Annotated in this window: 11 protein-coding genes; 5 read left to right on the top strand and 6 right to left on the bottom strand. The window is 64.0% G+C overall.

The annotated features are described in order from the left end of the window. Positions 1-29: 29 nt before the first annotated feature. On the bottom strand, positions 30-719 hold the full coding sequence (locus tag AB4Z46_RS16785) for a response regulator (RefSeq protein WP_442284648.1): 690 nt from the start codon (positions 717-719) through the stop codon (positions 30-32). Between the two features lie 102 nt (positions 720-821). Between AB4Z46_RS16785 and AB4Z46_RS16780 the strand changes: the two genes are divergently transcribed. Further along, positions 822-2,504, top strand: coding sequence for a histidine kinase (locus tag AB4Z46_RS16780; RefSeq protein WP_442284647.1), 1,683 nt, complete (start codon positions 822-824; stop codon positions 2,502-2,504). 68 nt (positions 2,505-2,572) lie between these two features. Here AB4Z46_RS16780 and AB4Z46_RS16775 read toward each other — a convergent pair whose 3' ends face one another. Further along, complete coding sequence (locus AB4Z46_RS16775) at positions 2,573-4,975, bottom strand: DUF1254 domain-containing protein (RefSeq protein WP_442284646.1); 2,403 nt, start codon at positions 4,973-4,975, stop codon at positions 2,573-2,575. A gap of 55 nt (positions 4,976-5,030) precedes the next feature. Continuing rightward, positions 5,031-5,735: a hypothetical protein gene (locus AB4Z46_RS16770; RefSeq protein ID WP_442284645.1), complete on the bottom strand. Its 705-nt coding sequence runs from the start codon at positions 5,733-5,735 to the stop codon at positions 5,031-5,033. A gap of 307 nt (positions 5,736-6,042) precedes the next feature. Here AB4Z46_RS16770 and AB4Z46_RS16765 point away from each other — a divergent pair, with 307 nt between their 5' ends. From AB4Z46_RS16765 to AB4Z46_RS16750, 4 genes are read left to right on the top strand one after another with little or no spacing between them, the layout of a single operon-like run. After that, positions 6,043-6,993, top strand: coding sequence for a SphA family protein (locus AB4Z46_RS16765; protein WP_442284644.1), 951 nt, complete (start codon positions 6,043-6,045; stop codon positions 6,991-6,993). A gap of 11 nt (positions 6,994-7,004) precedes the next feature. After that, positions 7,005-7,586: a hypothetical protein gene (locus AB4Z46_RS16760; RefSeq protein WP_442284643.1), complete on the top strand. Its 582-nt coding sequence runs from the start codon at positions 7,005-7,007 to the stop codon at positions 7,584-7,586. Then, positions 7,586-8,473: a DUF2092 domain-containing protein gene (locus AB4Z46_RS16755; RefSeq protein ID WP_442284642.1), complete on the top strand. Its 888-nt coding sequence runs from the start codon at positions 7,586-7,588 to the stop codon at positions 8,471-8,473. Before AB4Z46_RS16760 ends, AB4Z46_RS16755 begins: the two co-directional genes overlap by 1 nt. A 47-nt stretch (positions 8,474-8,520) precedes the next feature. After that, on the top strand, positions 8,521-9,039 hold the full coding sequence (locus AB4Z46_RS16750; RefSeq protein ID WP_442284641.1) for a hypothetical protein: 519 nt from the start codon (positions 8,521-8,523) through the stop codon (positions 9,037-9,039). Positions 9,040-9,522: 483 nt separating this feature from the next. Here AB4Z46_RS16750 and ybgF read toward each other — a convergent pair whose 3' ends face one another. The 3 genes from ybgF to AB4Z46_RS16735 form a co-directional block, all read right to left on the bottom strand. Continuing rightward, positions 9,523-10,461 (bottom strand): tol-pal system protein YbgF, encoded by a 939-nt coding sequence (gene ybgF / locus AB4Z46_RS16745; protein WP_442284640.1) that lies wholly within the window; start codon positions 10,459-10,461, stop codon positions 9,523-9,525. Between the two features lie 205 nt (positions 10,462-10,666). Next, positions 10,667-12,040 (bottom strand): amidohydrolase family protein, encoded by a 1,374-nt coding sequence (locus AB4Z46_RS16740; RefSeq protein ID WP_442284639.1) that lies wholly within the window; start codon positions 12,038-12,040, stop codon positions 10,667-10,669. Between the two features lie 407 nt (positions 12,041-12,447). Continuing rightward, positions 12,448-14,334 (bottom strand): acyl-CoA synthetase, encoded by a 1,887-nt coding sequence (locus tag AB4Z46_RS16735; RefSeq protein WP_442284638.1) that lies wholly within the window; start codon positions 14,332-14,334, stop codon positions 12,448-12,450. Between the last annotated feature and the right edge of the window lie 19 nt (positions 14,335-14,353).

Here is a 14,353-nt window from a genome sequence, read left to right as displayed (position 1 = left end):
TCGGCACCTCGCGGTGTACCTCGTGGCATTCAGGGCTCGATCAGCTTGTTGCGGATCGCATAGCGCACCAGCGACGCGGTGGAACTGATTCGCAACTTGCTCATGGCGGTGGCCCGGTGCGCCTCCACCGTCTTGGCGCTGATGTGCAGCATCTCCCCCGCGGTTCGGCTGCTGTGGCCTTCGGCGATCAGCTGGACGATCTCCTTTTCCCGTGGCGTCAGGACCTCGGGAATGCCGGGGTCCGACAGCGGCGAAAGGTAGTGCGCAAGCAGCGCTTCGTTGACCTGGCCCGTGAAGAAGGGCTTGCCTGTCGCCAGCGCATCGAGCGCCGCAAAGAGCAGTTTCTCGGTGTCCGACTTGACCAAAAATCCCCGCGCGCCGGCCGCGAGTACCTCGCGGATGACCTGCTCGTCTTCATGCATGGTGAAAACCAGCACCTGTGTCTTGGGTGAGCGGGTGCAGATCTTGCGCGTGAGTTGCGCGCCATTCATCAACGGAATGCTGTAGTCGACGATGGCGATGTCCGGCTCTTCGGCCGTCGCATGGCGAAGGGCTTCGAGCCCGTCGGCGGCCTCCGCGACGACCTGCCAACCGGGGCGGCTTTCGATGAAGGAGCGAAGGCCCCGGCGAACCACGTCATGGTCGTCTGCGATGAGGACGCGGTGGCCACTGCCGCTGCAATGGTCCTGAGCATTGAGTCCACCTGATTGAACAGCCATGATCCGAGATCACTCCTCGCGACGACGGTCCAGTATAGTTTCACGACCTTGCTCGAATCGTTGGCAAGCACGTGGGCTCGCGCCCGTTCCGCCTCCGCGCACATGAGCCTGAAAGTGTCGACACGTTCCAGCTTCCGCTTCAACTGGCAGCCCCCTGTCGACGAACTCAAGCCGCGGCTGCGGCGGCAGCTTGCGATCGTCATCGCAGGCGCGCTGTTCGTGGTCTTCGCGCTGTCCGCGACCTACATCATCGTCGGCGTGCTTCGGGCCCGAAGCGGCGAGATCGGACGACTGATCGCGGCATCCGCGGATCTTTCGCAGGCGCTGGACCGCGAAGTCGCGCGATCGCATGCGCTGCTGATGGGACTCGAGTATTCGCCGGCCCTGCAAAGACGAGACCTCGAGGCGTTCCAGAAGCAGATGGCCGCCACGAGGGTTCCCGAGGGCTCCTGGCTGATCCTCTCCGATCGCGAAAAACTCGTCGTGCACTCGCTGCGGCCATTCGGCTCGCGGCTGCCTACGCTCGCCGACTTCACGCCTCAACCCGCGTTCCTGGAGCGGATTGACCAACTCGATGTCAGCCTCACGGGGCGTGTCGGCAGTCTTCTGCTCAACCAGACGGCGGTCACCGTGAACATGAAGGCGCGGGATCCCGATGGTGGGTGGACGTACTTCCTGACGACGGTGCTCTCCGATCAGCGGTTCGCTTCTATTGTCAAGGAGCAGCAAATGGCGCCCGGGCTGACCGGCGCCATCTACGACCACAGCCTGAACGGCGTGGTTTCGGTCCGTGGCGACGAGATCATCGTGGCGCCGGTCATGGCCGAAGCCGCATCGTTCGTGCTGGGCGACACGGCCGCGTCTGCGGAATCCGGCCTGATCCGTGCGACCGATCAGCATGACGGGCCGAGCCTGATTGCCTATACCCGCTCCGGCTACACGCAGTGGATTGCAACGACTTCGATGACGCGGGCCGACCTCGATGCGCCGCTGCATGACGCGCTCAAGCTTCTTGCGGGCGCCGGCTTCCTGATGGGCCTTGCCGGAATCGGCGTCTGGCGCTATCTCCGGCGCGAGATCGAGTCGCCGATCGAACGACTCGAAAGAAACATCGCCGCCGCCGATGCGAACGTCGAGCATCTGACCGAGCGCCTGCTGCACGTGCAGGAGGACGAGCACCAGCGCATCGCAAGGGAATTGCACGACTCCACGGCTCAACACCTCGTGGGCGCCATGCTGGGAGTCGCCAACCTGGAAAGGATCGAGGCCGGCAACGACGGCGCGCGATCGATGCTCAAGGATGTCAAGACATCCGTCGAATCGGCGTTGAACGAACTCCGGACCTTCACCTTTCTGATCCATCCTCGCGATCTCGGCGAGCACGGCCTTGCGCGGGCGCTGAGGGATTTCGCGCAGGGTTTCATCCACCGCAGCGGTTTGACGGGCACGGTGTCCGTCGATTCGGCCGCCGATTTCCTGCCCTTCGAATTGCAGAGATCCCTTTTGCGCATCGCGCAGGGCGCGCTCGCGAATGTCCATCGTCATGCCAAGGCGACGCAGGTCGACGTCAGGCTCGAAATGGATGCGACGCGCATCGTGCTGAGCATCGAGGACAACGGCCTCGGAAGTCGGCAGTCGACGCCGGACGGGCAGGGGCATGGCAACGGCGTCGGCATCCCCAGCATGCACGGAAGGCTCATTCCCTTCGGAGGCGAACTCAAGATCGAAAAGTCCGCAAGCGGCACGGTCGTGCGCGCCGTCGTGCCGCGTCCGGCCGCTTCCTGAGCGGCACGGGCTTGCGGCCTGCAGAGTCCTGTCAGCGCCCACCTGAGTCACCGATCCGTTCCTCGGCCTCACCGGACGGGTTGCGCCGCGGGGAACGTCCATTGCCCACCGAGGATTTCGGCGTGCGGCCGGTACAGCCGCACCATGTAGTTCCAACCCGGCATGACCGGCAGGCAGTTCGCGACCTTGCCGTCGCAACCGCCGAACTGGACGGCGATCGAACCGTCGCCATCCTTCTTCGCGGTGATGTTGTTGAGGGTGTACGCATTGAGCGGGTTCTTCTCGTAGTACCCCTCGGCGTTGTAGACGCTGATCGACCAGAAACCGTCGACCGGCACCTCGCGCGCAACGAGCCTGTAGACCGTCTTGCCGTCGTTGCGCTCCGGCACGATGTTCAGGTAGACCGCGTCCTTGTCCGGATTGCCGCCCCACCCCGACGCGGCCCCGAGGAGAAAGCGCACCGAATCCACCTCGTCCTTGCGGCCGAACATGCGGTTCTTGTCGGGCAGCGTGTCGGACAGTGCGATCAGGGCGTCACGGACCTTCTTCTGCCCGGCGAGGTCCCAGCGAGGGATTTCAAAATTGCCCGAGGACTTCTGCTGCACCTTGATCGCATCCTGCACCGCGTGGACCTTCGCGAGATCCTGCGGATCGTTCGGATCGGCCAGCATCCGGATGGCCGACACAAAGTAGCGCGTGCCCATGCCGGCGCGATCGAAGGTGTAGCTACCGGCCTTGTAGTGCACTCCGTGCGTGTACTGGTCTTCGTCGATGATCTGCATCGACATGAAGCGCCGGCCGGGATCAGGCAGCGTGATCGTGACCGGCCCGGCATCCAGATCGAACACAGCGGAGGAATAGAGCGTGTCGCGATTCAGGCGGATCACGGTCTGCTTGTCCACCGGGGCGACGTTCCTCGTATGGTCGAACTTGCCGAAGCCGCCGTTCTTGACGATGCCGGCGAAGTAAAGGTCCGATTCCGCGCGAGCGAAGTTTTCCACGGTTACCGCCTTGGCTTCCGACTGCGCCGCCGCGCCTTCGGCTGCCGCGAGATCGAGCGCCGGCTGCTTCCAGCGGCCGTCAAGCGCCTGCGGCTTGGGCCAGTAAAGGCGCATGGCCGCCCAGAAGGGCCCCTTGGGCGCGGGCAGCCAATTGGCTTCCTTGCTCTTGCCGGGTGACTCGTTCTGGAGGTAAAGCGTGACGCCGCCGTCCGCGTCGCGCTTCAGTTCGGGCAGCATCGCGGAGTTGATCAGATAGCGGTTGAGCGGATTGGCAACCAGCAGGCTCTCGGGCAGGCCGTACATCGTGAGCGACCAGAACGAGTTGACCGGCGGCAGTGCGTTGGCCGGGAAGCGCAGCACATAGCGGTTGCGTGTACCGTCCAACGCCTGCCCCTTGGAATCGACGAAGTAGGCCGGATAGACCGCCTCCTCCTTCGAATTTCCGTAGATGCCGAAGGCCGCCGAGGCCATGCGGGCGAGATAGTCGTTGTTCAGGAACTTGCGCGTGCCGAAGCCGTCGCCCGAGGTGCGCTTGCCGGTGTCGATCTGCTCGGTCTTGAACCTGGCCAGCGCCTGCCATGCGTCGGCCATTCCTTCTTCGACGGCCTGGCGCTGCTGCGGCGTCAACTGCTCGGCGTCAAAGGGCTTGCCGGGCACGACGCCGATCCGCGCGAAACGCGCACGCAACGCGGTCTCGCTCGGGTGGGTGGGCGCGAATTGCAGAAGGAAGTTCAGTTCATCGAAGAAGCGCGGCGAGGTGCGCTGCTCCTTCGCCGACAGCGGCTTGAAGAAGTCCACGGCAGGCGCGGGCGCCGGCGCCGCCTTGCCCAGGAAGGCCGACAGCGGCTGAACCTTGTAGCCCGCCTGGATCTTCTTCACGTTGTCGATGTCGTCGGGACCCTTGAGCTGCGTCCGGTACAGCACGAAAGCCAGATCCGTCTCGGATCGGATGACCTGCTTGATCCCCGCCGGCACCTTGCCCTTCCACTGCGGACCGGCCAGCAGATAGTTGCCCGCCTCCGAGCCGGTGGCGCGGCTGCCGACATAGGCGAAGTTGAAGGTGTAGAGATCGATGAACTGCAGCGAGTAGTAGCGGTCTTTGCTCACCGCCGGCACCGAGATCACGAGCGGCTCGGTCCGCAGGTCCGCGCCAAGTTGCGAGTACGGCGTGTCGGAATTCGGCGTCTGAATCGCCTTGTCGTCAGGGGTGTAGACGCGCTCGACGTTGTGGATCGTGTTCCAGGGCGCCTTGAACTCGGCCCCGGTCGTGTCCACGAAGTACGAATGCATGACCCGGTAGTTGTCCACCAGCGGGAATCCGTAGATCGTCGCGTCCTTGGCGATCGTGCGCGCTTCGGCGGACGGTACCTGCTGCCGCGCCGAAGCGGCAATTGCTGGAACGATGGCTGCCTGCAGCGCCAAGGCGCAGGCAAGGATCACGTATCGGGTGGTTGCGGATCGCAATGTCATGGCGGGTGCCTTCGGACTCGTTTGGTTATTCAAGTTGTGTAGCGGCGTGTCCCGCTCACAGAGGAAGCTGCAGATTCAGCCCGAAGAACACCTGGAACTTGGGTTGGCCTTCGCCCTGGTGGGCGACCGTCCACTGAGGTTCGGCGAACAGGTTGTAGGTCACGCCATTGCCCTTCCAGATTTTTCCGGCGCCCACGCCGATCGGGATCGAATAGTCGCCATTGCGCAGGTTGAAGTTCCACGTGGCGCTGCTGCGCATGTACCACCCGTCGGGAAGATTGCGGATCACGAAAGGCTGCAGCGTTGCGTTGTCCTGCGACGGCCGGTCGCTGTCGCCGGCAAAGGACTTCTGCCAGGTCATCAGGCCGCCGACCAGGCCCCATGGTTGGGGCGCCATCGCGATGGCGGCAAAGCCTCCTTGCCACTTGCCGGTGCCTGTCTCGTCTCGGCTGGCGGTGGGGATGGTCAGTTGCGGACCGACGCCGAGTTGCATGCCACCTGCCTGGAACAGGAAGACGTCGAACAGGTTCAGGTCGCCCACGCCCGTGTGGCGGCCTCCGGTCAGATCGGAGTTGGGTGTAGTGACGACAGGCAGCGTCGCACGCACGATCTGGGGTGCACCGAAGAGCTTGTGAGGCAGCGTGCCGCGCAGCAGCGCGGCGTTGCCGTCCGCGTCTCCGAGACCGTAGTAGCGCCCGCTGTACTGGTTCTGCAGGTTCAGGCCGATCGTCGGAGTCAGCGGATTGTTGGCCGCGTTCATGTCGTCGTTCGATTGTGCGGAGGCGACACCGCATGCCGCGGCAAGCAGCAGGGCGGTGAAGGTCGGCTGTGTTGGAGTTTTGGAATGCACCACGGGACGGGTCTGGACTGCGCTGTTGCGGAAGCGCCTACCTTACTGAGGCGCGAGGGGTGGCGAGCACTAGTAAAAGGGTCTATTTCCGGGCGGAAATCTACCTATCCCGTCCCTTTGGCGTTGACGCTGAAAAACCCTCACGCAAGACTCGTCGCATGGTTCAGGGAAAAACAAGAAGACAGCGATGACCTCGCGAGACGAGGAAAGGAAGAGGATGACGCATCGATTGCTGTGCAGCGCCCTGTGGGCGGGCGTTGCGCTGGTGCCGCTGGGTGCGGCAGCAACCGAAGGGGGGATGGGCCGGCCCATCACGGGCCAGCAGGTGAACTCCAACGCGGGCATCGTGCCGCCGACCCCGGGCCTCGCGCTCACGCTTGCCAGCATCAATTTCAACGGCGACATCGAAGGCTCGCGGCGCGTATCGATCGGGCGGGTCGTCAGCGCCGGCATGGAAGCCAGCGTCAGCTACAACATCGCCAACCTGAGCTACGTCTGGGACACGGGGCCTGGCCAATGGAACTTCGCATCGGCCATCGGCTTGCCGGTGCAGTACACCAAGGTCACCATCGACGCATCGAGCACCCTGCGCCCGGGCTTGTCGAACACCGACAGTGGCACCCAGTTCGCGGACGTTCTGATCAACCCGATCGTGGCCGGCTACCACTTCAGCGAGACCGAGCACATGGCTCTCTCGCTTCCGATCTATGCGCCCACGGGCGCCTACGATCCGAACCGCCTCGCCAATGCCGGCCAGAACACCTGGACCTTCTCGCCGACCATCGCATACACCCATCTGCTCAAAGGCGGCGGCGAGTTCACCGCACTGGCGGCGTTCGACTTCTACACGCGCAACACGGACACCGACTACAAGAACGCCGCGGTCTTCCGCATCGATGCGATGTGGACCACGGCCGTCGCGCCGCAATGGCGCCTGGGCTTGGTGGGCGGCTGGATCGAGCAGCTCGGGAACGACTCGGGTCCCACAGCCGAAAAGCTCAACGGCTTCAAGGGTCGCTCGGTCGGGCTGGGCCCGATCGTGACCTGGACGGGAAAGATCGGGCCCCTGCCCGCAGCGTTCTCGGCGCGCTGGGTCCACGACATGGATGCGCAGAACCGGCCCAAGGGCAACGGCGTGACGGTGAGCCTCACGCTGCCCATCATGTAACGGAAGCTCGCGTGAACAAGAATTCAGTCGTCGCGCCCGCATTGGCCCTGCTTGGGCGCGGCATCTTCAATCTCGCTTTCGGGATCGCGCTGGTTGGCTTCGCGAACTCAACGGCGATGCATGGGGCGAACTGGGCCGGGATCTTCGCGCTGGTCGACGGCCTGTTCGGCCTCGTAGGGGCGACGCTCATCTGGACCCGGGCGCGCTGGCTCTTCGCGCTCGCGTGTGCCGATGCGATCGTCCGAATACTGATTGGCGCGCTGCTGCTCGGGAATCCCGGCATGGAAGCCTCGGTGATCGGTTCGGCGCTCTTCTTCTCGCTGCTGAGTGTGGGGCTCATGACCTTCGGCATCCTCGGCGCGGCCTGTGTGTGGTGCGCGCGACCGCGGGGCAAGACGCCCGCCGAGAGCGGGGAGGTGGTCTGGCCGGCTCTCATTTCCTGCGCGCTCACCGCGATGCTCGGCCTCGGTGTGGGCGTCGGATTTCTCGACGCGGACAAGCGCGCGGCATTGAGTGCCTATTGCATCGTGTTCGGCGTGCTGCTGTGCTGGAGCAGCCGCCTGGCGACAAGAAACAACGAAAGGAGGTCGTGATGACTCGGAGAATGAACGGATTCCTCGGTTGGCAGCTCAAGGCGACGACTTGTGCGTGCATGCTGCTGTTCGGATGTGCGCAGCAACCCGCTGCCACCTCGGCGGCGCCAGTCGCGAGCACTGCGACGTCGCCGCAGCAGCCCGCCTCGGAGGCGCCGGGCGCTGCCGCACGAGCGGATTCCCCTCGTGCCCCGATCGACCCTGGCGTCCTGCAAGCGCTCGACCGCATGGGCGACGCACTGCGCCATCTGAAGAGCTTCGAGCTGCAGGTGTCCACGACGACGGACGAACCGCTGGCCAACGATCAGATGGCCCAGATGGGCCGCTCCGCGATCCTCAAGGTACGCCGGCCCGACGCCCTTCGGGCCGACATGCGCAACGACCGTGGCGACCGCAAGGTCCTTTTCTACAACGGGCAAAAGGCGAGTCTGTGGGACCCGGCGACCCAGTTCTTCACGACGGTCGATGCTCCGCCCACGCTGGCCGAACTGGTGCGCGTCCTGGCTGATCGCTACGGTATCGAGCTGCCGGCCGCCGACCTGTTCTACTGGGATTCGAACAAGCTCGACGAGCGCGGCGTTCACTCGGCCGACTTCCTCGGCCATGCCGAGGTCGACGGCAGTCTGACCGAGCATTACGCGATCCGCCAGGATGGCATGGATTGGCAGATCTGGGTCGAGCGCAGCGCAATCCCGTTGCCACGCAAGCTCGTGATCCGCACCACGGACGTGGCGGCGCACCCGCAACACACCGTCCTGATGCGCTGGAAGCTCTCACCGAAGGTCACGTCTGCCGACTTCGAGTTCAGGCCGCCGGCGGGAGCGCGCCAGATCGTGATCCAGACGCTCGACAGCGGCGCAACAAGTCCGCGGATCGGCACGCGATGAGGCGTCACGCGCAGACCTCAAACCCCTTCGTCAAGCGAGGCCTAACCATGAATCATCCATCGGCGATCCCATCCATTTCGCTTTCCGGTCTGCTGCTGGCACTGGCGGCCGCTGGCTGTCTCTTCTCCAGCGGCGCTGCGCATGCGCAGCGGGAGATCCGGGCGGGCGGCGCACGAACTTCGGTCAACCACAGCATGGCCGCCAACCGCAATCTGGCGGTCAATCAGAACGTCTCTGCGAACCGGAACGTGAACGTGAACCAGAACGTGAATGTCAATCGCAACGTGAACGTGAATCGCCACGTCGGCGTGGTGGGCGGCCCCGCGGTCGTGGTGGGCCGACCCGTCGTCGTCGACAACTACCATCCCGTGGCGACGGCGGCTGCGGCCACGGCCGCCGTCGCGCTGACCGCCGCGACGGTGGGGGCGATCGTCCACAGCCTCCCGCCTTCGTGTACCGTCACGTCGCTCAATGGAGTCACCTACCAGAACTGCAACGGCACCTGGTATCAACCGCAGTATGTCGGAACCCAGGTCAACTACGTCGTCGTCAACCCGCCCCGTTGAGTTTGCGGTTGGCGCAGGGTTTTCGAAACCGCGGGCCAGCGACTTGAGGTCGATGGAGCCGATTCGCCAGACCGGTTGGCCGGTCGTGGCCATCGACGAGACCCACGTGACGATTCGCGGCAGTGTTGGCAGCTCTGTAGATCGCAGGAAGCGCGGGCGGGGCTTGAAGTTTGGTTTGCGCCAGAACCGCTACGTCTGCTTCTGCTCGGAGCGGACATTGACTGGGACGCGAGGAATTTCCGGAGTTGGCCGGCTTATGCCGTTGGGGCGGCGGTCGAAAGCCACCAGCCTTCGCCAACGCACCAGGCTGTCGGGTCCGGCTGGTCGCCCCTCGACCCCGCGCGCCCCGACACATGGGATGAATCGCGCCAAGCTCAAACACGCTGCCGTGTATGCATCCTCCCACCACCGGCAAATCATCAACATGAACCCGGCTCCACGCCCCGGGCGCCTCGTTCGCCCTTGGCTCAACCCCTACCCGGCTCATTGGAGCTTGGTAAGGCGCTCCTCGGCCACGTCAGCCGCTTCGGATTCTGGATACGCCTCTACGACGTCTTGAAGCGTCCGGCGGGCCGCTTTGACATTCATGAGTTCTACTTGGCAATCGGCCACAGACAACAGCGCGTCGGGTGCGCGCAGATGGCTGGGCTCGGCCGTCACCAGCGCCCGGAAATTGACTTCAGCATCCAAGTAGTTTTGCAGGGCGTACTGGACACTGCCCAGCCAGAACAGCGCAGAAGGCTTGTATCTGCTTTGCGGGTAATGATTGAGGAAAGCCACAAGGCCATCTTGTGCTTGAGCAATGTCGCCTTCGCGAAGGGTGGAAAGCGCCGCTTCAAACTCATGCTTCTCGGCCGGCCCGACGACAAACCGCTGGCCATCCACCAAGACCATTGTCGACTCAACATTGCGCTCGCCAGCACTCTGTTCCGTGTCCGTCTGGCTTCGCTGCATTTCGGCCATGCCATGGGCCAGCCCCTCGTTTTGTCCGCGCACGATCGCCACTTCGTTGCGCAATGCCTCCATCTGGTTGGAAAGATCGAGCATGCTGCGACGAAGCTGGACATTGTCCTCATTGGCTTTTCTCAGGTCATCTGCGACGCGCTGCTGGGAATTGGAGACCCTTTGTCGCAACTCGATGGCGCTCGCGGCTGAAAGGGCATACAGGCCATGCCCCACGGTGCAGCCCATCGAGCAAGCCACACCCGCGCCCATCAATGCAGCACCTACCCGACGGCGAAAGTCGCCGCCCAACAAAGCCCAGAAAACCACCCCCAAGACAGTCAGCGGGGCCAGGTCCAGCCCAGCGAAGCCGCTCGATATGCCGAGCGCGCTGGGCGTGCTCGATCCGGACATATTCGTTCCTCCAAGGCGGTTGTCCATTAGATCCTGAAGGAAACAGACTGAGGTCAGTAGGGTCATGACGCCATTTCTCCAGGTCTGGCGCGCAGGGGCGGCGCTCACGTCAACAAGGTCCGAATCTGCTCAGGACGTCGTCAGCCGTCCCAGGTACCGGATCAGACTGATTGCGGCCACTCGCGCGGGTCGAACGACGGTTCGAGCGGAAACCAGTCGTTGAGACGTGCCGGGTGAGAGTGTCTTCCGCCAACAGTCTTACCTGCGCTGCTCAGCCAGCGGGATCGACCATCCTGAGGAACTCGCGTCGCGTCTTTGGCCCGTAGGTCCTGAAGTGAGGATCGGGTTTCTCCAGGTAGGCCATGCGCTTTCGGGCGACCGAGTCGCGGTCGGTGTATCGCTTCACTTCCGCCGGCCTCAAGCCGTATACGTTCGCGGCGTTGAGACCGAATATCTTGGCCCGCAGCGTAGGCGTCATCTCGGGATAGCTATGCCGTTCGCGCAGTTCCGCCGAGATCTGGAACGTGCGGAAGGCTTGGATCTGGTCCTGCGGTGAGCCGTACCAGATCGAGTCCGTGCCCCACAGCACGTTGTTCTCGCCGCACGCGAGGATCAGTTTCCCCAGGGCGTGAGCCGCCTGTTCGGGGTCACGCATCAGGAAGCGCCACGTGCTGCCCAGCTCCGCATAGACGTTGCTGTTCGGCTTGACCTGGTGTGTGCGCAAAGACGTAATCAGCGTGTCGATGCCGTCGCTCTTGCCGCTCGCGTCGTAGGCCTTTTCGGCCACCGTGCTGACGAAGCCCGAGTGATAGATCAGGAAGTTCACGTCCGGGTAACGCTTGGCAACGACGCCGATGTCGCTGCACTGGCTGTGTTCATAGGACCGTGCTCCGAACGGCAGCCCCTTGTGGATGCAGATGTTCTTGACGCCCAGCGCGCGAGCCTTCTCGATGAACCGGATGCCGACGTCGTCGTGCAGGAAGTAGCCATTGCCGTTCGGTCCATACTGCGTGTAGGTCTTCCAGGCGCTGATGCCCCACTTCTCGTGCAGCTCGTCCATGCTCTCGAGGTCTCCGGGCTGGTTCGGATTGACGCGTCCATGCAGCAGCAGCCGGTGCGTTCCCTCGAGCTTGTCGACCAGCCTGCGGACCTCGTCGGCGGCCTGGATCGTGACCGGTTCGGCGTCCCGAGCGGAGGGCACGAAGGACAGCACCATCACGTCGGTGTCGCTGTCCATGAACACGTCCTTGAGGAAGACCTCCGCGCTCTTCGAATTGCCTTTCGGCGTGTCGATGAAATGCCCCTGGACGTCGAGGATGAACTCCTGCCTGGCGGGGCCGACCTGCGCGCGCGCGAGCTGCATATCCAGCATAGCGTCGCGGGGCAGCTCGAAGAAGCCGCCGGTCCTTCCGGCCGCGACGTTGGCCGCGTTGAAGGCCAGCAGCGTGCTGGCTGCGCCACATGATGAGGTCAGGAACGCTCGCTTCGAGCATCCCAGCCGCTTCGCGTTGGTTGCCGCGGCCTCGTGTGCGAGGCGGTTAGCTTCGATGTTCGCCGGCCAGAGCGACACCGGTGCGAACTCGCCATTCGAGGTGCTGTCGAGCTTGATGGGAAGGCGCTTGCCCTCAGGGTCGCTGTCATGCATGGTGGTCCCCCGGTTTGATCAAGAAGACCCGCCGGCCCGCCAGCGGCGCCTTGAGCCCCTTTGGTTTCGACGAGACCTCCCAATTCTGCTCCGCGCCGCGGGGGGCGCCCCCAGAACACAAGCTAGGCACGCCCGCGGGATCCGGCACGACGAGGAATTGTTGGCGGCGAGCCGTGCTGCGGTCACAAAGCCTCCGCAGCTTCGCGACGCGTTCCAGAAAGGTCTTGCGCCCGGCGATCGTGGGCGGAAATGGACTATTAGGGCGAAATCGCGCGTGAGCGGCTGCTTCCGAATGTCGCGAAATGGCGTTCAGGGCCCAAGGCGGGCATACGCCCATGCTCCATAGGGGACGTTCCGACCCCCTGAAAACGGTCGTCGTTCGAGCATCATCATCGATCGCGGCCTATCTAAGACACCCCGAAGGGGAACGGATACTGGCTGAGTATCTTGCGGGCGATGCCGGCCGTGGCTATGCGCGCCACGATGACTTGAATCTGAATTCCGAGGCGCGGGTCATAGTTCACTTCGAGCCGAGATGTCGGGGCGCCTGCATCATGCAGCGCCGTGCGCAGCGCATCCCTGATCTCGCGCCGCCTGAGCTCAGGCTTGAAGATCTTGCCGACGCCAGTCAGAGGCATTGCCGTCACCAACCTGATTGCCTTCGGGATCGCTGCGCGTTCGGTGATCTGGTCCCTGGCGAAGGACAGCAACTCGTCCTCTGTCGCCTGTGCGCCGGGCTTGAGCAGCACATACGCAACCGGCAGTTCGCCCGCGTGCGCATCGGGGCAGCCGATCGCGGCGGCGAGTTGCACGGCCGGATGTCGATGCAGCGGCTCCTCGATGCTGGCCGGGTCTATGTTGTGGCCACCACGAATGATGAGTTCCTTCTTTCGACCGGTCAGATAGAAGTAGCCTTCCGCGTCCTGTCGGCCGAGGTCGCCGGTATTCATCCATTGCAGGCCATCAGCGAGATCCAGCCAGAGCCCTTTGCCGTGCTGGGGGTCGCGATAGCCCACAAATGAATTTGGGCCGCTAATCGCCAGTACGCCGGCCTCACCGACCCCGCAGTCACGCACGTAGGCCCCCGCGTCGTCAAGCACGATGGCTTTCATGGCCTGCAAAGGCACGCGCAGACCGATCGACCCGTGAGGCCGCGCGCCCAGCGGAGGGTTGCAGGTGCTGACGCAGGTTCCCTCGGTCAGCCCGTATCCCTCGAGGATCCTCAGTCCCGTGCTTTCCTGGAAGGCGCGCATCAGTTCCACAGGCATCGGCGCGGCACCGCAAAGCCCGAATTCCAGCGAACTGAGGTCGCGACCTTGTGTCGGCTGCTGCATCAGTGCTGCATAGACCGTCGGAACCCCACTGAAAAAGTTGATGCGGTGGTGTTCGACCAGCTCCCAGAAGCGCTTGATGACGCCCTCGCCGCGATAGCCCGCAGGCGTGCCAATGATGACGTGTGCGCCGCGAGAGAACGGCAACAGGCCGGTCACCAAGACGCCGTTGACGTGGAACAGAGGTAGTCCGCAGAAGAGAGTCTTTCCCACTGCAATGCAGTCGCCGAGGAACTGTCCGATGCTCCAGGTATTGGCTACCTCGTTCGCATGGGTGCGCATCGCGATCTTGGGCGCGCCGGTGGTACCGCCGGTGCAGAAGTAGGAGGACCGGTCTCCAGGGCGGATCACGCGCCCGCTGACGAGGCGGTCCACCGACTGCCGCCCCAGCCCTTCTGCGAAGTCGCAAACGCTGAAGCGACCCTTCGACTCGGTCGTCGAGAGGCCTGCGAGGCCGGGAGGCTGACCTGAGAGGTCGACCAACGCGACGTGTTCAAGGCTGGGGACACGGTCGAGGAGCGGCTGCAGCTTCGTCCACAGGTCGATACCTGGAAACGGTGCCAGCGTGATCAGTACCTTCACTTCCCCGGCGTTCAGCAGTTCGACGATGGCGGCGGGCTCTAGCATCGGGTTGATGGCGAAGGCGATCCCGGCGGCTTGGCCGCCCCAGACTGCGAGATGGGTTTGCGGCAGATTGGGCAGCGCGAAGGCGACGACATCACCGGGGCCGACGCCCAGTTCGTGGAGGAAGTTGGCGGTCGCCGTGATTCTGGCGAACAGTGTCTCGTAGTTCCAGACTTCCGGCCGCGCATGATCTTCGACACGCAGGAAGAACGACAGGGCCGGCGCGAGCGGGTGGGCGCGCGCTGCGGCGCCGATCATTTCGTAGGTGCTGTTCGGCAGCACACCGTCGTGTTTGCTTTCAAGAGCAATCACGTCTGCAATGGAGGCGATTCCGGGCATACTTTCACCGATCTCAAAA

The organism is Variovorax sp. M-6 (assembly GCF_052114385.1).
Taxonomy (GTDB): Bacteria; Pseudomonadota; Gammaproteobacteria; order Burkholderiales; family Burkholderiaceae_C; genus Variovorax.
This window is presented reverse-complemented; position numbering and strand designations above follow the sequence as displayed.